This window comes from Providencia sp. NPDC089933, assembly GCF_049545585.1.
In the GTDB taxonomy this organism is placed as follows: domain Bacteria; phylum Pseudomonadota; class Gammaproteobacteria; order Enterobacterales; family Enterobacteriaceae; genus Providencia; species Providencia huashanensis.
Map to the genome: position 1 here is coordinate 118,874 of NZ_JBMWDT010000004.1, position 19,499 is coordinate 138,372.

A 19,499-nucleotide genomic window follows, 5' to 3' on the forward strand; every position below is an offset into this window, starting at 1 on the left:
CACCTCAGAGCCTCAGACTGAAATTAATATCTAATCGTCTAAATAGTTCAGTTTGTGGCTAGGCGGCAAACAAGAGCAACGCAGGGAGCATACATAAGTATGTGACCTGTGTGGTCGAGTGCAGCCAACAACGCCACAGACTGAAATATGACGACGATTTAGATTAGCCCGGCTTCTTTGGCTAACCTATGTAAATTGTTATAGCCCAATGTCGCGTAAGTCAACGGGTGGGCAATCGCTGGGTCTTGCTCCGCTTCTACCACTAACCAACCATTTTCGTATTGGCTATTTTTTAATACTTTAAAGACTTCTGGGTAGTTAACACAGCCATCACCGGGTACTGTAAACACCCCAGCTAATACTGCATCTAAGAAACTTGTTTTGCGGTTTTTAACATCTTTTAATACATCTGCACGCACATCTTTGCAATGCACATGATTAATTCGTTTTGCCCAACGTTTAGCGACTTCTACTGGGTCCGCACCTGCAAATGTTAAGTGCCCTGTATCCAGTAATAAGCCTACTTCATCACCGGTATGTTTCATCAGGTTATCAACATCTTCTGCTGACTCGATAACCGTCCCCATATGGTGGTGATAGGCGATTTTAACCCCTTGAGATAAGGTATATTTCGCAAACTCAGTCAGCTTCCTGCCGTATTCTTCCCATTGGTCATTTGGAAATAGTGGTCGCATATGAACGGGTTTATTTTGATCGCCATGAATACAGTGAGTCACTTCGGCAAATACCATCACTTTCGCGCCTAAATCACGCAGTAATGCTAAGTGACCTTGTACCGCTTCAATTTCCTCTTCCACGCTGCGAGTCAACAATTCACCCGAATACCAGCCTGAAACCAGTTGTAAATCATGCTGTTTTAAAATTGGCCCTAAGATTTCCGCTTTACGTGGAAACTTATTTCCTAACTCAAAACCAGCAAACCCTGCTTGACGACCTTCAGTTAAACATGTTTCTAGAGACGTTTCTGCCCCTAAAGTGGGTAAATCATCATTGGTCCATGTCAAAGGGTTAATACCAAGTTGGATTGCCATGATGAAGCTCCTGTGTAGGTAAGAGTAATATTATTTACGCTGACGCCATAAGGCGATCAGATTTAAGTAATTGCTTTTTATTTTCTGAACCAGCTCGTCGTCATTGATTTCACCTTTCATCCACTCATAAGAAGGCTTACCAAATAAAGTACGACCAACGGCAAATCCTTTTACGATTGACTTCCCAGCAGCGGCATTAAAGCCCGCTTGTAATTCTGCTTGTGGCGCATCAAGCCCTAGTAATACAACACCACGACAATAAGGGTCACGCTCTTGGACCAATGCATCAACCTCATCCCAATTTTCTGCCTGTAGCGGTGGTAATTTCCACCAGTCTGGCTTGATGCCTAAGTTATAAAAACGTTTAATGGCTCGTAAATACAGCTCATCATTACGCTCCATATCAGCTGGTAATATTACTTCCAGTAATAATTCATGGCCTGATTGGCAGCATGCGCTATACACCTCTTGAACGGTTTTCTCTTGCTCTAAACGCAGCGGATGATTATCTTCAGGGTGGAAAAATACTAAGCATTTCACGATATGCTCTTTCGGCCAGCTAATCAGCTGCGAACCAATATTGCCATGCTCTAAACATAGTGGTCTGGACGCTGGTAGCTCAATGGGTCGCCCTATCCACCAACCACGCCCTGTCACATCATTCAAAACATCCTGACCAAAAGTGCTATCACACAATAAACCTGCTTTACCCTGTAAGTTTGCCTCTTCAGCTACTTCACGGCTGGCACGGAAAATCAATTTTTTCAAATAAGGGATACATGAAATATCTGCACCTGCATTACGTGCCATATCGACAAATTGGATCCGATGGTCAAACGCCATTACACATAATTCATCCCACTGAGTGCTACGTGATGTCACTCGGTGCAAGTGATTAAGCATCGGGTCGAGATCAGGACGCGGTACAGCCGCAGCGCGCTCAAGGTAGTTATCCAGTTCAACTTTCGTTGGCATCGCGGGCGCACAACCGTGGCGCGAAACAACTAATGCCCCACATGCGTTAGCAAAAGCGCAGGCTTTTTCCCAACCATCTCCATTCAAATAACCGCGTAATAGACCAGACATGAAGGCATCACCTGCACCTAATACATTAAGGACTTCCACCCTCACGCCATGTACTGTAATCCCTTCGTCTAAGGTCTCTGGGATCTCACCACTGAACACTGAGCACCCTAAAGAACCGCGTTTACACACTAGTTCAGCATTTGTTAATTGACGAATATTTTTAAGGGCTTGAACAGTATCCGTTGTCCCACCGGCAATATGAAACTCTTCTTCGGTTCCGACAATCAAATCAAACAGTGACAACACGTCTTGTAATTGCTGAGTTACGCTTTGAGAAGCAATAAAACGCGTTTCACCATCACCTAGGGAAGTTAGCCCCCATAAGACTGGGCGATAATCTATATCAATGGCAGTTTTTACATCATTACGTTTGGCATATTCCAATGCTTTTAGCACAGCGGCACGGGTTTTAGGGTTAGATAAATGCGTCCCTGTAATTGCCAGACAACGAGAGGATGCAATATATTCTTCCGTAAAATCGTCTGGACTAATTGCCATATCAGCACAATTATCACGATAGAAAATCAATGGAAAAGTGTCTTGATCTTTGATCCCTAATATTACCAATGCCGTTAATCTATCTTTATCAGTAATAAGATGACTGGTATCGCACCCTACACGCTTTAATTCCTCACGTAAAAAACGGCCCATATGCTCATCACCAACACGGGCAAGCATTGATGACCTTAATCCTTGTATCGCAGTTCCAAATGCCACATTCCCCGAAGAGCCACCTAAATATTTGGCAAATGTACTCATATCTTCTAAACGAGAACCTATCTGTTGTCCGTACAGGTCAACGGCAATACGGCCCATACAGATAACATCTAACTTCTTCTGCTTATCCATTAATCACCCCTTAACTACAACAGAATTAATTGATTTCTTTGACTTTAACCCAGCGCTGTTCTTCATATGAGCGCGCGATTGCATCTAAAATTCGCGATACTTTCCAGCCTTCTTCAAAATCAGGCCACATGGGTGTGCCTGTGGCTACCCCATTAATGAGATCGCGCACTTCTACGGTTTTTTGATCGTTAAAGCCAATACCATGGCCTGCACCACCACAAAACGGTGCATAATCTGGATGTTCAGGCCCAACTAAGATTGTTTTAAAACCTTGACGGTTACTTGGGTCGTCGTGACGATATAGTTTTAGTTCAGCCATTCTTTCTTGTGTGAAGGTTAATGTCCCTTTAGTACCCGTCACCACATAGGTCAGCCCCATTTTACGTCCAGCTGCAATGCGTGAAGTTTCGATAACCCCCATCGCTCCGCTTGAAAAACGTACCATCGCATGTGCTTGGTCTTCATTTTCAACAGGCACCATCACAGATGAGCCTTCTTTCTCTGGGCGTTGTTTAATAACAATTTCCATGTCGCCACAAACGGTTTCAATATCGCCAACTAAAAATTGTGCCATATTGATAATGTGTGCAGATAAGTCACCCAGCGCCCCTAAACCCGCTTTTTCTTTGAAACAATGCCAATGAATGGGGGCATTGGGATCTGCCATATAATCTTCATTATGGGTACCATAAAAATGGATAACCTCACCAATCTCACCATTAGCAATAATTTCTTTTGCGAGTTGTGATGTTGGGTTTTTCATGTAATTAAAACCCACCAAGGTTAAAACACCGGCTTTCTTTGCCGCTTCTACCATTTTTTTTGCATCATCAGAGTTAAGCGCTAATGGCTTTTCACAATAAACATGTTTGCCATGTTTAATTGCTTCCATTGCCATTTCTTTATGCAGAAAATTAGGGGAACAAATATCCACCACATCAATATTTGGGTCAGCCACGAGTTTGCGCCAATCATTGGTTGAACGATTGAACCCCATTTCTTGAGCCCGAGCTTGAGCTAGCTCTGGTGTAATCTCGGCAATCATTTCGCGAACCAATTTTCCTTGTAGTGGAAAAACAGTAGGGGCCTGTGCATAAGCAATGGCATGAGCTCGCCCAATATAGCCAGTACCAATCATACCGATACGGATTTCCTTCATTTGTTCTTCCCCTCGCTCATTTTTAGTGGCGCACTGGCTAACCCAATGCGGGTCTGATTTATTCAGAAGTTGATAATAATGTTATACGGAATATTCATTTCATTTTCAATGGAATCAGGAATATTAGTTTCATTATGTGATCTAGCGTTAATTTTTTATGTAATTAGCTAATATATAAAGAATTAACTCTATTACTCAGGAACCTAAAGAGGTAAGGCGGAGATAAATGATGAAATAAAAGAATAAAAAATGGAATGAAAAAGCAAAAAATGAAATGAAATGAAACATTGCACCTCAGTTGTTCATTGTTGTTTTACACAGCTAAGTAAATAAACAATGTGTTTATTCCCTGTATGTTTGCAGACCATACCGTTCCTTGGGCTCGTAAGTTATCATCGCTGGTTTGTTCTAGGTGTACATTAACTTAGTTAGTTGGTATATGAAATGACATCAATGACTTCCTATCAATTAAGGTAAAGGAGCAATATCATTTTATAAAAAGAGCGACTATCTTCCCAATATTGTCCCTATTGTTACTTTTTCAGTGAATATAAAAAACCGTCATGAGTATGTTATTGTTCTCATAACGGTTTAAGATGAAAACAGTATAATTAGCGATGTAAAATACTGAGAAATTCTTCTTTACTCGATGTTAAAGATAATGCATTAGCAATAAACTCATCACTGAAAATCAATGCAATCTCTTTGAGTACATCAATATGCTCCCTTGATTTAGCAATCACACCGATGGCAATGAACATCACATTGGTTCTATCCCAAATCACCCCATCAGGGAATTGAAAAATTTCCACTCCCGTATGTAAGATGATGTCATTCGCTGATTTAGGTAAATGTGGCAGAGTGATACCATTGCCTAAAAAAGTCGAGATTTGTTGCTCTCTTTCAGTTAGAAAATGGACACAGTCCCTATCTACGTAGCCTTTATTTTTAAACTCGGTACCTACCATCTTTAATACTTCAGCTTTATTTCTGGCCTGACACCCTAAATGCAGATTATTTGTGGTCAGTTGTTCAATCATATCTAACCCTCTTTTAAGTTAACTAGGTACATTCGTATCATGAATGGTTAACAACTACATTGATGACAACTCTTCTTCTAACTGCTCTAACGATTTATTCGATGTTTCAGGAAGTAGTTTCACCACAAAGACAATTGCTAAGTAGTTTATTACCGCGAAAATTAAGAATACAGGTCCTAAACCAAGTTCGGCTTGCAATACAGGGAACAAGTAACTCACGATCGCATTCATAATCCACATAAAGAACACAGAAATCCCCATCGATAACCCACGGATTTTTAATGGGAATAACTCGGCTAATACCACCCAAGTTAAAAAGCCCATTGTCCCTTGCATCACACCAACAAATACCGCACCAAGTAACCAGATCAACGTTGCTTTAATATCCCCAGTTAAGAAATAATCCGTTGCTGCGATTAATAAATGTAACGATGCCATTAAAGCAAAACCACCGACAATTAATGTCTTGCGCTTAAATCGGTCAACTAAGAACAGTACCCCGATAACCATTCCCCCAACAGAGAACACACCATTTAATACGTTAAAAACCAAAGAAGTTTGTTCAGAAAAACCAGCCGTTTTCAGTATTTCTGTACCATAGTACATAATTACGTTAACCCCTGTGGTTTGCTGTAAAGCAGCCCATACCATCCCAATCAAAACTAATTTAAAAATCCAAGGGGTATTGAAAATTAAAGCTAGATTTTGTTTTTTTCCATTTGGGTTTTTCTTTGCTTCTGCGGCTTCAACATCTAACAATGTGACAATATCTTCATATTCCTGAATAGCACGTTTTTCTGGGCGAATTTGTTTTAAAATGTTCAATGCTTCTTCACGACGATTTTTACTCATCAACCAACGCGGGCTTTCCGGAGCTTTCCACATACCAAAAAGTAAGCATAAAGCAGGTACAGCTTGCACTAACAACATATAACGCCAAACGTCTGGTAAATGCCCCCAAATAGAACCAATAATCGCATTAATCGCAAAGGCAGCAAGTTGACCTATCACAATTGCCACTTCGTTTAACCCGGTGAGTTTGCCTCGCATTTCTGTAGGCGCAACCTCTGAAATAAATGTTGGTGCAGTGACTGATGCACCACCAACAGCAAAACCGAGAATAAATCGAGCTACAAGGAGAATTTCAATATTCGGTGCAGCGGCAGATAAAAAAGCGCCAAATAGGAAAAGAAACGAAAGGTAAAGTAAATAGGTGCGTCGCCCGATAAAATCAGCCACTCGCCCGCCGCAAACACTTCCAAGTGCGGCACCAACCAACAAGACACTCATCACAAGGCCTTCAGTGGTCGGTGTTAACCCCATGTTTTCTTTCAGTGAGGAAAATGCCCCGTTGATTACACCAGTATCATAACCAAAAAGTAACCCACCAAAGGTTGCTACCAAGGTGATTTGGTGCAACCTTTTTCTCTGTTGTTCATTGAGATTCATTATTAATGACATATTATTACCTTATTATTTGAATCATTATGTCTACCAAAAAAGCAAATTTTCAGTATTTAAATAAATTCTTTACATGTTAAGTATTAAATAATGAAAAATTTTTGGCGCTCTTATTGAATCACTACTTGCAAGCTTCAAGACTATTTTATAAATCAAAATTCACAAATAAAAACAAATACTTAGATTGAATTTAAAAATTAAACAGTAAAATAGCCACAAATTTTATAGAAGCATTACTGCTTGTAGGGTATTTAATTAATACGTAAGACAAATATTAATGTATATATTTATTAAATAATCGGATGAACATATCTGAATTCTATTGCGGGCGAAAAATCATTTTTTCGTCCGCATATTAATAATCAATTAAAATATAATTTAAAAATATAAATTAGAGTTTAACTTCTTTTCCTGTTTTTAATGATTCAAGTGCTTTGTCTGCAAGATATAATGCAAACTCACCATCGGTACCTGTGGTTTCTGATTCAGCACGTCCAGCTAAAATATCAACAAAATGTTCCCATTCAGCTTTGTATGCCTCATGATAGCGTTGTAAGAAGAAATATTCGGGTTTAGCAGACAAACAACCGACTTCGCTTAATAACGCAACGCTATTTTCTTTTATATTCCCAGCTGTCAGCAGCCCCTTCTCACCATGCAGTTCAATGCGCTGGTCATAACCATACCCTGAGCGGCGGCTATTCGATATGGTCGCCATGGCCCCTGAAGGGAACTTCAAAATAATGAATGCGGTATCGATATCACCCGCAAGGCCAATCGCAGGGTCTACTACATTACTTCCTTGGGCAAATACAGAGCAAGGTTCTTCACCAATCATAAAGCGCGCCATATCAAAGTCATGAATCGTCATATCTCTGAACATACCACCGGAGACTTTGACATACTCTGCTGGTGGCGGTGACGGGTCTCTAGATGTAATAATTAAAGACTCAGCTTTACCAATCGCCCCTTGCTGGAATAAATTTTTGAGATGGCGAAATTGCGGGTCATAACGGCGATTAAAACCAATAAACAATGGGACATTATGTTGTTTAACACTTTTAAGGCATTGTCTTACTCGTTCAAGATCGAGATGAACTGGCTTCTCACAAAAAATGACTTTTTTATGTTGAGCCGCTAACTCAATTAAATCAGCATGTGTATCTGTGGCAGAAGCAATTAAAACGCCATGCACATTTGGGTCTTGCATCGCTTCTTCTGTGGTTTGTACTTTAGCTTGGTACTTTTCAGCCAACGCAGATGCATTAGCTTGGTACGGATCAATAACAGAATAAAGTGCGGTTTCTTTATGGCCGGCAATATTAACAGCATGAACCTGTCCAATACGTCCTGCGCCGAATAGTGCTATGTTGAACATTCAAATGCTCCTTGATACCTTAAATCCACTATTTGGATATTACGAAATATACCAAATAAAACATTCATTTCAATTTATAATTTTTTGGAAATTATGTTTTTGGGCTCTAGGTAACAAATGTTGCATTAAAGTGTATTTTTAGTGTTATTTAGATCACAAAATAATAATGTAACTCATCACTATCTGACAATAAAGTATGTACTTTACTGCAACTTTATTTTCTGTTTCTGTTTTATTAATTCCGACTAACTTAAATTTAAAACATACATTTCAACAAAAAGAAAATTAAACTATTAAAACCATAAAAAAACCCAGCAAACGCTGGGTTTAAAAATACACATGACGACAACTCATAAACACAATAAGTGAAATCCTTGCGGATATTCACAATAATACCCGACGAAATGAGGCCTACACCATCACTCAAAATAAAACACCTCCTCAATGGCATAACACCATCGAGTTATTTTGATGATACGTAAACCACCAATAACGCGTTAATTAATAAAGCCGTACCTTATGTTCAACTTTATGTTTAATTTCCTCAGCCGCCGCAACAATTTCAGGCTTTTTAGCAACTTGAGCTGTTCCTGTACGCCACCACGCTTCATAACCATTAGTCATGGTTTTTGGAAGCACTTTAATATCAATCAATACACAACCTGAATGCGTTTTAGCATCCTCCAAAGCAGAGATCAGCTGAGCTTCATCATGAACTCGATAACTTTTACAACCATAGCTTTCTGCATTTTTAGCGAAATCCACTTTCACTAATGGCCCATCCAGTAGGCCTGTTTGTGGATTGCGTTGGCGATTTTCAGTCCCAAAACTCCCCATGCCTTGGCTCATTTGTAAATTATTGATGCAACCAAAGCCCGCATTATCAAATAATAAAATAGTGATTTTAATATTTTCTTGAATTGCCGTTTGCAACTCACTGTGTAGCATTAAATAGGAGCCATCCCCGACCATGGCATATACAGGTTGTTCTGGAGCCGCAATTTTCGCGCCAACAGCCGCAGCAATTTCATACCCCATACATGAATAACCATATTCTAGATGGTAAGTATCCCGCTGCTTTGGTAGCCAAATACGCTGTAAGTCCCCCGGTAATGACCCCGCTGCCCCCACAATAATCGCGTCACTCTCCATGTGCTGCTGCATCAAACCTAGAACCCGAGTTTGCGCAAGTTCAGTGCCGAGTGTTTTACTGTATTCTTCAAGTTTATCATCAAGGTGGCCTGCAATTTCTGGGATAAAATCCAACGGCCGATACTGAATGCTAAACAACCGGTCTAATTCGTTCTTCCATTGTTGCTTCGCCAGTTGAATTTCATGCCCCCATTGGGCCTGATAGCCTGACCCCTTCATTTTTGCATCAAGAGCTTGCAAAGCTTCTTTTGCATCTGCTACCACTTTTAATGCATCTAACTTACTGGCATCGAATTCAGCAACGTTAATATTTAAAAACCGCACACCTTCCTTACTAAACAATGACTTAGATGCCGTGGTAAAATCAGTAAAACGAGTCCCAACACCAATAACCAAATCAGCTTCTTTTGCAAGTAAGTTTGCCGCAAGCCCACCTGTCGTGCCTATTCCCCCTACATTTAAAGGATGGTTGGCAACAACAGCACTTTTACCCGCTTGAGTTTCACCAAACGGAATACCGTAAGCCTCCGCAAATTGAACGAAATCATTATGTGCTTCTGAATAACGCACACCACCACCACATATCAGAAGCGGCTTTTGCTTACTTTGAATAAGATGAGCGGCTTCCTCTAGACTTACACTTGTTGGCGGCCGGCGTTCAATGCGATGAATTCGCTTTTCAAAGAAGTAATCAGGGTATTCCCATGCTTCCCCTTGAACATCCTGAGGTAAGCAAATGGTAACGGCCCCCGTATCAGCAGGGTCAGTTAATACACGCATTGCATTAATCATCGCTGCCATTAGCTGTTCAGGCCGCGAAATCCGGTCCCAATAACGAGATACAGGGCGGAAACAATCATTCGTGCTGATTGTCCCATCACCATATTGTTCGACTTGCTGCAAAACAGGGTCTGGTTGACGAGTGGCGAAGGTGTCTCCTGGTAGTAATAACAACGGAATACGGTTGGCTGTGGCTGTTGCCGCCGCCGTTACCATATTAGCTGCCCCCGGCCCTACCGAAGAAGTCACTGCAAAAATTTGTTTCCGTTTTTTCTGTTTGGCAAAGCCAGTCGCAATATGCGCCATACCTTGCTCATTACAACCTTGATAAACTCGCAGATGTCCAGGCGCTTCTTCAAGCGCCTGACCCAAACCGACAACGTTACCATGGCCAAAAATCGTAAATATTCCCTGAATAAACGGATACTGCTCACCATCGACATCAACATATTGTTGGTTAAGAAACTTTACCAATGCTTGGGCTGTAGTCATTTTCTGCTTATTCATATGGGTCTCCATTTATTCCATGGTTGGCATTGTGAAACTACTTTCATGATGTTCTAAACGTACACTAGCAGGCCAACGACTAGTCACTGTTTTCATGCGAGTATAGAAGCGAACACCATCATTTCCATGAACATTGAGAGGCCCAAAAATTGAACGTTTCCAACCACCAAAACTGTGGAAAGCCATTGGTACTGGGATTGGGATATTAATTCCGACCATTCCAGCTTGAACATTTTCTTGGAACTCACGGGCTGTTTCACCATCACGTGTAAAAATTGCGGTTCCATTACCGTATTCGTGTTGGTTAATTAGTTTCAACCCTGTTTCAAAATCAGGTACTCGTACAACAGCTAATACAGGCCCAAAAATTTCTTCTTTATAAATATCCATTTCAGGAGTCACATTATCAAATAATGTTGGCCCAACAAAATAACCCTTTTCAAAACCCGTTACTTTGAAATCACGACCATCAACCAATAATGTCGCCCCTTGTTTTTCACCACTCGCAATATAGTCGCAGATTTTCGCTTTATGCTGTGCTGAGATTACTGGCCCCATATCATTTTCTTTGCCATCTGTAATACCGGGTCCCACGGTCATTTTGGCTATCTGAGCTTTCAAATTAGCAATTAATGTATCTGCCGTTTCATCCCCTACGGCTAATACAACAGAAAGTGCCATACAACGCTCACCCGCAGCCCCAAATGCAGCGCCCATTATTGCATTCGTAGCCTGCCCCATATCCGCATCAGGCATTAAAATACAATGGTTTTTTGCTCCACCTAACGCTTGGCAACGCTTACCATGCTGAGATGCTGTGGTATAAATATATTCGGCAATCGGAGTTGAACCAACAAAGCTTACCGCTTGAACTTCTGGTGCAGTTAGCAGCGTATCAACAGATTCTTTATCCCCTTGAACGACGTTAAATACACCGTCAGGTAAACCAGCTTGCTTTAACAATTTAGCCAATTCAAGAGCCAAAGACGGGTCTTTCTCAGATGGTTTTAAAACAAAAGTATTACCGGTAGCAATTGCCACTGGGAACATCCACATCGGTACCATAGCAGGGAAGTTAAACGGGGTAATACCAGCACAAACACCTAGTGGTTGCATTAATGAATGACTGTCCACACCTGTGGCGACATTGGCCGAGTGTTCACCTTTTTGTAAGTGAGGAATGCCACAAGCAAATTCAACAACCTCCAGGCCTCGTGTAATCTCACCCACCGCATCAGAAAACACTTTACCGTGTTCTTTAGAAATAAGGCGCGCTAAATCATCCATGTTATCTTCAAGTAACGCTTTAAATTTAAATAAGATTCGAGAGCGCTTTAATGGCGAAAGTTTCGACCATTTTGGAAATGCTTTATGAGCAATCGCTATGGCGTGTTTCGTTTCATCAGCACTGCTTAATACCACCTGTGCAATTTGCTCGCCCGTTGCTGGGTTGAATACAGGTGCAAATCGACCGCTTTTGCTCAAAACTATTTCACCACCGATGAAATTATTAATCTGTTCCATGTTGCCTCTCTTTAACTGACAGGATTACGTTGTTACCCAATGTATATGAAATATTTGTTTCATTTGCAATGAAATTTGAAATAACATTCAATTTATGTGATCTAGACAAAGTTTTTATGAAATTTCTAATTCAAGATAGAAAATGCCATTTTAAAAAGTCTCCTAATCACTTATTTAATTAGGTATACACGTCTATTGCAGTGCAGACAGAAGCACTTACCAACTAGGCACAATAAGAAAAGCAATCAATGTAACTCATTCAATTTGCTAACCGAAATTCAAATTATTTTAGATATATAAAGATAGAGAATGTAGAAATATGAACTAACCGTTTCAAAATAATTCGACTAACCGTGCAAAACAACTACAATTAGAGCCAAATCATGGAGGTTATATGTCAAGTGCATCAAATTTAAATGAGTTTCAAGAGCAAGTTCGCTCTCGTTATGATGAGCTAAGTAAACGCTTGCAACAGGTGGCTAGGTACGTACTCGATAATACAAATAGTGTCGCATTTGATACCGTTGCCGTTATTGCAAAAGAAGCCAATGTTCCACCATCAACACTAATTCGTTTTGCAAATGCGTTTAATTTCAGTGGCTTTAATGAAATGAAACAATTGTTTCGTATGAACCTTGTTGAAGAAACGGCAAGCTACACTGATAGAGCAAGGCTATTTCGCGAAATGGATAGTGCTCAAGAATTGAGTGATGACCCCGCTCAAATTTTAAAAGAATTTGCTCACTCCAATGCACAAGCCTTGCAGCAAATGGCAGCTAGGACCTCTGCCGAAGATTTAGAAAAAGCAGTTTCATTATTAGCTAATGCACAAAATGTCTACATAATTGGCTTGCGTCGCTCATTTAGTGTCGCGACCTACCTCAGTTATGCATTAAGCCATTTGGAGTGCCGCCCTGTTCTGATAGATGGTCTTGGGGGAATGTTTAAAGAACAGATCAGTAAAATTAGTGAAAACGATGTGGTTATTTCAATTAGTTTCACCCCCTATGCATCAGAAACAGTAATGGTTAGTGAAAAAGCAGCACAGTCTGGTGCTAAACAAATCGTAATTACTGACAGCCAGATTAGCCCACTCGCCAGTTTTAGTGACGTTTGCTTTGTGATTAAAGAAGCGCAAGTGGATGCATTTCGTTCCCAGTCAGCAACGTTATGTTTAGCTCAATCATTGACAGTCGCCTTAGCCTACCGTCAAGGAAGTAAGTTAGTTTAACGCTACTTTGGCTCGAAAACTAAATACCTCCATTAGTTTAGAGCCCCTATTTGGCCGTTTCCATTACTAAATTGATTTCTCTTTGCTACATACCGCCGCTCAAGTGGGTTTACATAAATGATTTCTTTAATTTGTGAGTTTCATCAGAAAATACAAATTTCGACAACACATTAATATGAAATTATTATTTCATCCTGTTATGTTGGGAGCACATGAATTTCTGATTTAAAACCGATAATAAGGAACGACCATGTTAAATACACACTTTCTTTATTTACTGGGCCATCTTCGATTGCTTGAAGAGCAGCACTCTGTCACTTCTCTTCGTCGCTCAGGGATTGGTTTAATCGGAACGTCCATTCATAATCAACCTTATATTCATGCAGTAAAATGCAGTGCTCATCATAGTGAGTTGGTATCTGTTTGTGATATCGCTCCCCCACTTCCCTCTATGTCTTATTTTATGTATCAAAAACAACAAATAGAGGCACTGGTTAATAACGATGACGTTGATTGCATCATCATGACAGCAGTCTGTAGTGATGAGCTATTGAAATTTACAATCAATGCCGCAATTGCAGCAGGAAAAGATATCTTACTCAATAATATCCCAAGCTTTAATGAAAAAGAGCTTGAAGAATTATTCATAAAAGCAATACGAAACGATGTTTTAATTGACTACAGTCAAGCACTCACTTTTGAGGACTCATTTAATCAAATAAAGCATGTCTTGCACACTCAAAACAAATTAGAAACAGGGTTATTACGCTTATCCGCTCACCGGGTCATTGAGCCAGAAAATAGGTTACCATTCAATATACTAAGAGGTACGATTACACAAAAAATTGAACTGTTATTAACCTTACTCCCTGATTTTTCATTTTCTACAGCGTCAATTCAGTTTTCACACCCTTTCGCAAAAATGGAAGATGGGGATGTGCTAATAATCAATTTGCGTCATAAAGGGGGGTTGTTAATTTCATTTGAGCTATTTTTTAATACGGGGAATATTTCAGACAAATTATCTCTAAAACAGTGCAATCAAAGTTATGAGGTTGAAAATAAAGTACTATTTAACCCACAAAGACAACAACTTAATGAAAAAAATACTATTTTTAAACAAATAGACCAATTCATTCTAAAACTGCACGGCGGTACTAAACTTACACAACCAGCTCATTGGGCACGTACTAATGAACTTACCAATGAAATATTAAAACAATTATACGATGAGGGGTTTATTTAAGTACGATAATGACAAATTAAGAGATACAGCAGCTCTGTTAACCTATTTTTTAACTTACAGAGTTAAGTTTTCCAACATTATCGTGTGGATACGTTTAACCAATTGATCATTAAGTTTTTTATTCAGCCAATACTAAACAATGTTAGTGTAGAGTACTGCGCATCCCGCTGTTAACATTCACTACGCCATATAAGAAAGAGGCTGGCTCAATATTGAATAAGTAGGCAAACTGAAATAATGAATCTACATCAATACAACTTTCACCGTTTTCGAAACGTCGCATTTCATCTTCAGTTACCCCAATTAAATTCGCAGTTTGTTTAACGGTCATTTTATGACTTTCTCGTTGATTACGAATTTTTATCCCCAACATCTTAGCGATACTGTCTTTACTCATAATACCCCCCTGGGTTACATACGTATAAGCTATCTAATTAAGCGACGCGTAAATTAACACCACTTTTCAATTTATAAATTGACTTAAAATAACTAAATTCCGATTAAACCAATCATTAAAAGACTATTTCTATCGAAGGAAAACACAATAAAAACATAACATTATGATATTATTATTTTTTATTATTTCATTGTTGCAGATAAGATTCGATTGGTACTACATTAACCCCAATGAAGAATGGGTTAATTTACTCACCTATCTCTAATCGTGAACAATGTATCTATCAGATTACAATAATATTTTAGCTTATTTTTTAAATTTGATGAAATAAACTCTATACATTTAATGTTATTTACTTATGGAAATCGTGACAATTTGTAGTTAAGCGTATCAATAAGTTTCCATACGGCTATTGTATAAAAAAAATAATATTTGTGGTTATAAAAAATAGCCCTATTTTTTATAACTAATCATCGTTTCAGCAACCCACTAAAGATAAACGGCTTATATTTTCATTATAAATCACAACAATCCAAGCTGGATCTGTTTTTTATATCAATCCATTTACAATCATCTCAAAAGGATTATCGGCATTTAGCAATAATAATATTAACTGTTCTTTATCTATTTCTATAGTTGTACGTTTATTTACTTTAAACTTAAATAGTTATTAATACATATTTAATGTTAAACTAACAACAAATAATTGTATTTCAGTCGGTAACAACAATACTTTTAGAAGAAAAACTTACTTAACTTCACATCTTTTTAATCAAACTGTCTGTAGACATGGTATTCTATTGCGAGCATCCATGAATTCTTATCTAGTATCATTGTCAGTATTAAGCATTATTTACTTTATTGATCTAGATAATAGCAACTTGAAAGGATAATCATGCTACAAGAAAGCGTTATCAGGGAAATCATTCTCTGGATAGAACAAAATTTAGAATCTCGCCTATCCCTAGATACTGTTGCCGATAAATCAGGATACACTAAATGGCATTTTCAGCGCCTATTTAAAAACCAAACTGGCTTGGCACTTGGCTCGTATATCCGAGCAAGGCGCCTTTCCTGTTCAGCGGTAGCATTACGATTAACTAACGACAGCATTATGGATATCTCACTGAGATACCGATTTGATTCGCAACAAACATTTTGTCGCGCTTTCAAAAAGCAATTTAACCTTACCCCTTCTGAATATAGAAAGCGCAAAGGTTGGAAGGTCGATGGGTTCTGTCTGCCACTTCGTGAAAATAAAGAACTTCAATTCCAAGTCAGACTTACTCAATTGCCCGCAATAAATTTACTTGGTATTAAGCATCGATATACCAAGGATATAAATGGTTGGAACCTTAAAACCGATGAATTACGCAGACAATATTGGAAAAAATTTCTTGATAAAAACCAATATGTGACGCAGCACCTATATGCTATTCATGGTGTAGACTTGAGCTCTAATGAAGAAGGGACTTTCTTATATATTACTGCATTAGATGAAAAAGATGTTGATATCACCCCACCACAAGCAACAAACTTTCAACTACCGAGTGGAAATTATTTGGAAATTAAATTAGATGGTAGTCTGCAGGGGATTGATTACAACGATATTATCTATACTGCTTATGGTAAAGTTCTAGCTGAAATGGATATTGTCCGTGGAACTGGTTCGGATATAGAAATGTATGTTTTAAACTCCAAACCTACTTACGAAGCATTTATAAATAACCCCCATCACTACATCCAAGAATTGAATTATTATATTCCAGTGCTTGTTTAACTACTCACAAACAACCCGCATTACTCTGCGGGTTGTTTGCAAATTTAATTGAAATTAAAAGGTCACATTAACTTTTGCCCAAAAAGTTCTTCCTGGCTCATTAACAGGCTGGTTTGATGAATAACCAAATCCACTGTTACCCGCTAAATTCAAATGCTCGCTATATGTTTTATCAAATAGATTATCAACCCCTGCACTTAATTTCATATTTTGATTGACAACATACGCTGTATTTAATGAGAAAATAGTGAAACCCGCACTCTGACTAAAATCTTTTCCAACAACATTACCATCATTAATCGCAACACGGTTTTGACGACTCACAACACGTAATAGACCAGTTGTTGTCCAATCCCCTTTTTCCCATGACAACCCTAAACGCCCTTCTAATGGGGGCATTTGTGGCAATGCTTTACCATCTGTACGGTTTTCTCCCCATGAATAAGCGAGACTCGCATCTGCTTTCCATTCATCATTCAGTTTTTGGGCAATACCGAGCTCCCCGCCCATAATAAGCGCATTTACATTTTCTATCTGGCTCATGCGTGGGTTTGTTGGGCTATAACGAAACAAAATAAAATCATCCACATGACCAATATATGCAGAAACCCATGCATTTGTATTTTCATGTGCATATTTAGCTCCAATATCTAACTGGGTTGTTTTTTCAGTTTTCACCTTATCAAATACATTATTGGTACCATCCGGTCCCAGTTTAGGTGAAAATAACTCCCAATAATCTGGGAAACGCTCGGTATATCCTACACCGGCATACAGCATAACAGGGGTATCAGATAACGAATGTTCATAACGAGCAAAGCCTGCTGGCATTACTGTATTACGCCCAGAAGCCCCTATACCTGTATTATTATCAACGATCACACGATCTAACCGTGCTCCACTGACCATTTTGCCTTGTGTGGTTGCATGCCAAGTCAACTCACTAAATACCCCATAGTCTTGGAATTGAGCATCCTTTTTCCAACTATTATTCTGATTTTTTCGGTGCTTATTTGTTTGCATATCCGCACCGCTACGTAGCTCATAGTCAGTCCATAACCATGTACCCATAACACGCCCACCCATGGTTTCACGGTCAACTCGCATTTTCATTGGCATATTCATCATGCCATGACCGCCATGTCCCATATGCCCCATTCCCCCACCTGAAGGTGAACGCAAAGAGTAATTATCCATAATATGATCAGCGTAATTGTAATAAACATTCGCTTCAACCTTATCAAGAACATCACCAATATTGCTCTTTTCAAAGCGCAAACCTAAACTTTCCCGTTTAAATTGAGAACCATCCATCCCTCTTCCAGCATAACGTGCCTCCCCGTCACCTTTCCCTGCGGTTAATTCTAATAAAGTATACTCATCTGGCGTCCAACCCACTGCGACATCAGCATTCCATTTATCCCATTTAGAGGGCACTTTATGCCCATTACCATCTTTATAATCATTAGAACGGGATTTATTACCAATGACTCGAATGTAACCTACTTCATTACCTAAACTGATATCAGCATTACCATCCCAGCGGTTATTTGATGCAGTTAATGCACTTGCATTCCCTTTTATACCAGCTTCAGTAAACAAAGGTTTTTCTCGTTCAAAACGGATCGTGCCAGCAGAATTCCCTGGTCCCCATAAAACGGTTTGTGGACCTTTAATCATATTAAGAACATCGAAGTTTTCTGGCGAAATATAGGATGTTGGAGCATCCATACGGGAAGGACAGGCGCCTAACATTTCACTATCGTTAGTTAAAATACGTAAACGTGAGCCAAACATCCCGCGAAAAACAGGGTCGCCATTTGTCCCACCATTACGAATTTGCGAAAAACCAGGGATAGTTTTTAGGTAATCTGAACCATCACTTGCGGGAACTGGCTGCCTTGGGGTTTTAGGCGATGTAGTGATAGTTAATGGAGAATCAACAGGTGCAGTAACAATCATCACTGAGCTATCTGTAATGAGACTCTGATTAGCCTCATTTTTAGCTGCTGTAGATTCGCTAATAACCGCACTAACCACCAACGCTGCAACGGGGGCAATTTTAAAAAATTGAGTATTCATTTGCTACCTATGTATCGATATCAACACTAATATTTCTGTTATTCACCTTTGTGTCTAAAAATTTGCAACAGGAATACCAATCCTGAAAATAGTAAAAATTCAAGATGATGAAAAACCTTCTGTGCAAAAAAACACAAAATAACAGTCTGAAAAATAATTAATTTTTAGATAAGCATAGGAATTGAGGAGGGGCTCTAGCTAAATGTAATGACCATAGCCTATACAGCCAAAATTGAATACAACGCTCAAAGGGGATAAAAATTGCCAGGGTTGCCAGTTGACGGATTACCGCAGCAACAAACAGAATTAGAAATGGGAAATGAATCAATAACTGGCAGTAACCACAGGCTATGTCTTCCATAGGCGACTGACCAACCCCTGTCATTAACATATGATTCATGGGTACCGATAGCTCACAATTTTCAGGCATTACTTCCCCCTGATGCTTATGCATCAAAGGCGCAGCCGTCTCACTATGTGCTTCTGTGCAAGCGGTTGCATGTTCCATTGATTTTGAAACCAAAGGAGCAATAAACAGCATTGCGACAGCAAGTAAAGCAAGATAAGCAGCTAACTGTCTGATAAAAGGACGCAGGTGCAACGTTTTTCCGTTATTTTCAATACCCATTTTTATAGGGCGAAAGTGTATCTTATTTGGATGCCTAATGTTATTGATTTTCACCATTAATGTTAAATCGCACAGCAATTTTGTACTATTTGTACAGTGAAAAGAGGCTTTCCGCTTTTATACAACTGTTTGTTTTAGGATTTACCT

General features: G+C 39.2%; 14 protein-coding genes. 3 read left to right on the top strand and 11 right to left on the bottom strand.

Annotation, left to right across the window (positions count from 1 at the left end):
* Positions 1 to 158: 158 nt before the first annotated feature.
* From iolE to ACPEH5_RS07755, 8 genes are all read right to left on the bottom strand, one after another.
* Positions 159 to 1,052 carry a myo-inosose-2 dehydratase gene (gene iolE / locus ACPEH5_RS07720; protein WP_042845183.1) on the bottom strand — a complete coding sequence of 298 codons (894 nt, stop codon included), beginning with the start codon at positions 1,050 to 1,052 and terminating at the stop codon, positions 159 to 161.
* 30 nt (positions 1,053 to 1,082) lie between these two features.
* On the bottom strand, positions 1,083 to 2,987 hold the full coding sequence (locus ACPEH5_RS07725; RefSeq protein ID WP_042845185.1) for a bifunctional 5-dehydro-2-deoxygluconokinase/5-dehydro-2-deoxyphosphogluconate aldolase: 1,905 nt from the start codon (positions 2,985 to 2,987) through the stop codon (positions 1,083 to 1,085).
* 25 nt (positions 2,988 to 3,012) lie between these two features.
* Positions 3,013 to 4,146: a Gfo/Idh/MocA family protein gene (locus ACPEH5_RS07730; protein WP_048607968.1), complete on the bottom strand. Its 1,134-nt coding sequence runs from the start codon at positions 4,144 to 4,146 to the stop codon at positions 3,013 to 3,015.
* Between the two features lie 611 nt (positions 4,147 to 4,757).
* Positions 4,758 to 5,186, bottom strand: a complete 429-nt coding sequence (locus tag ACPEH5_RS07735; protein WP_042845189.1) for a PTS sugar transporter subunit IIA — start codon at positions 5,184 to 5,186, stop codon at positions 4,758 to 4,760.
* A gap of 54 nt (positions 5,187 to 5,240) precedes the next feature.
* Entirely contained in the window at positions 5,241 to 6,647 is a 1,407-nt protein-coding gene (locus ACPEH5_RS07740; RefSeq protein ID WP_042845190.1) for a sugar porter family MFS transporter, read from the bottom strand.
* A gap of 391 nt (positions 6,648 to 7,038) precedes the next feature.
* Positions 7,039 to 8,025, bottom strand: coding sequence for an inositol 2-dehydrogenase (gene iolG, locus ACPEH5_RS07745; protein WP_042845192.1), 987 nt, complete (start codon positions 8,023 to 8,025; stop codon positions 7,039 to 7,041).
* A 501-nt stretch (positions 8,026 to 8,526) separates the two neighbouring features.
* Positions 8,527 to 10,464, bottom strand: coding sequence for a 3D-(3,5/4)-trihydroxycyclohexane-1,2-dione acylhydrolase (decyclizing) (gene iolD / locus ACPEH5_RS07750; RefSeq protein ID WP_094301216.1), 1,938 nt, complete (start codon positions 10,462 to 10,464; stop codon positions 8,527 to 8,529).
* Between the two features lie 12 nt (positions 10,465 to 10,476).
* Positions 10,477 to 11,988 carry a CoA-acylating methylmalonate-semialdehyde dehydrogenase gene (locus ACPEH5_RS07755; RefSeq protein ID WP_042845196.1) on the bottom strand — a complete coding sequence of 504 codons (1,512 nt, stop codon included), beginning with the start codon at positions 11,986 to 11,988 and terminating at the stop codon, positions 10,477 to 10,479.
* 394 nt (positions 11,989 to 12,382) lie between these two features.
* Between ACPEH5_RS07755 and ACPEH5_RS07760 the strand changes: the two genes are divergently transcribed.
* Both ACPEH5_RS07760 and ACPEH5_RS07765 read left to right on the top strand, forming a co-directional pair.
* Entirely contained in the window at positions 12,383 to 13,219 is an 837-nt protein-coding gene (locus ACPEH5_RS07760; RefSeq protein WP_042845197.1) for a MurR/RpiR family transcriptional regulator, read from the top strand.
* 250 nt (positions 13,220 to 13,469) lie between these two features.
* A complete protein-coding gene (locus ACPEH5_RS07765; protein ID WP_226619208.1) occupies positions 13,470 to 14,465 on the top strand; it encodes a hypothetical protein in 996 nt (331 codons plus the stop codon).
* A 142-nt stretch (positions 14,466 to 14,607) separates the two neighbouring features.
* Here the strand turns inward: ACPEH5_RS07765 and ACPEH5_RS07770 are convergent, their stop codons facing one another.
* Complete coding sequence (locus ACPEH5_RS07770) at positions 14,608 to 14,862, bottom strand: helix-turn-helix domain-containing protein (RefSeq protein ID WP_042845200.1); 255 nt, start codon at positions 14,860 to 14,862, stop codon at positions 14,608 to 14,610.
* Positions 14,863 to 15,757: 895 nt separating this feature from the next.
* Here ACPEH5_RS07770 and ACPEH5_RS07775 point away from each other — a divergent pair.
* Positions 15,758 to 16,642, top strand: a complete 885-nt coding sequence (locus ACPEH5_RS07775) for a helix-turn-helix domain-containing protein (RefSeq protein WP_042845201.1) — start codon at positions 15,758 to 15,760, stop codon at positions 16,640 to 16,642.
* A 54-nt stretch (positions 16,643 to 16,696) separates the two neighbouring features.
* Here the strand turns inward: ACPEH5_RS07775 and ACPEH5_RS07780 are convergent, their stop codons facing one another.
* Positions 16,697 to 18,724, bottom strand: coding sequence for a TonB-dependent copper receptor (locus ACPEH5_RS07780; RefSeq protein ID WP_042845202.1), 2,028 nt, complete (start codon positions 18,722 to 18,724; stop codon positions 16,697 to 16,699).
* Between the two features lie 157 nt (positions 18,725 to 18,881).
* Positions 18,882 to 19,325, bottom strand: coding sequence for a DUF2946 domain-containing protein (locus ACPEH5_RS07785; RefSeq protein ID WP_210787117.1), 444 nt, complete (start codon positions 19,323 to 19,325; stop codon positions 18,882 to 18,884).
* Positions 19,326 to 19,499: the final 174 nt, after the last annotated feature.

Bases quoted from the DNA above. Each gene is read 5' to 3' on its own strand.
- ACPEH5_RS07775 (WP_042845201.1), top strand. From the start codon at position 15,758: ATGCTACAAGAAAGCGTTATCAGGGAAATCATTCTCTGGATAGAACAA.
- iolG (WP_042845192.1), bottom strand. From the start codon at position 8,025: ATGTTCAACATAGCACTATTCGGCGCAGGACGTATTGGACAGGTTCAT.
- ACPEH5_RS07740 (WP_042845190.1), bottom strand. From the start codon at position 6,647: ATGTCATTAATAATGAATCTCAATGAACAACAGAGAAAAAGGTTGCAC.
- ACPEH5_RS07735 (WP_042845189.1), bottom strand. From the start codon at position 5,186: ATGATTGAACAACTGACCACAAATAATCTGCATTTAGGGTGTCAGGCC.
- ACPEH5_RS07770 (WP_042845200.1), bottom strand. From the start codon at position 14,862: ATGAGTAAAGACAGTATCGCTAAGATGTTGGGGATAAAAATTCGTAAT.
- iolD (WP_094301216.1), bottom strand. From the start codon at position 10,464: ATGAATAAGCAGAAAATGACTACAGCCCAAGCATTGGTAAAGTTTCTT.
- ACPEH5_RS07780 (WP_042845202.1), bottom strand. From the start codon at position 18,724: ATGAATACTCAATTTTTTAAAATTGCCCCCGTTGCAGCGTTGGTGGTT.
- ACPEH5_RS07765 (WP_226619208.1), top strand. From the start codon at position 13,470: ATGTTAAATACACACTTTCTTTATTTACTGGGCCATCTTCGATTGCTT.
- ACPEH5_RS07730 (WP_048607968.1), bottom strand. From the start codon at position 4,146: ATGAAGGAAATCCGTATCGGTATGATTGGTACTGGCTATATTGGGCGA.
- ACPEH5_RS07755 (WP_042845196.1), bottom strand. From the start codon at position 11,988: ATGGAACAGATTAATAATTTCATCGGTGGTGAAATAGTTTTGAGCAAA.
- ACPEH5_RS07725 (WP_042845185.1), bottom strand. From the start codon at position 2,987: ATGGATAAGCAGAAGAAGTTAGATGTTATCTGTATGGGCCGTATTGCC.
- ACPEH5_RS07760 (WP_042845197.1), top strand. From the start codon at position 12,383: ATGTCAAGTGCATCAAATTTAAATGAGTTTCAAGAGCAAGTTCGCTCT.
- iolE (WP_042845183.1), bottom strand. From the start codon at position 1,052: ATGGCAATCCAACTTGGTATTAACCCTTTGACATGGACCAATGATGAT.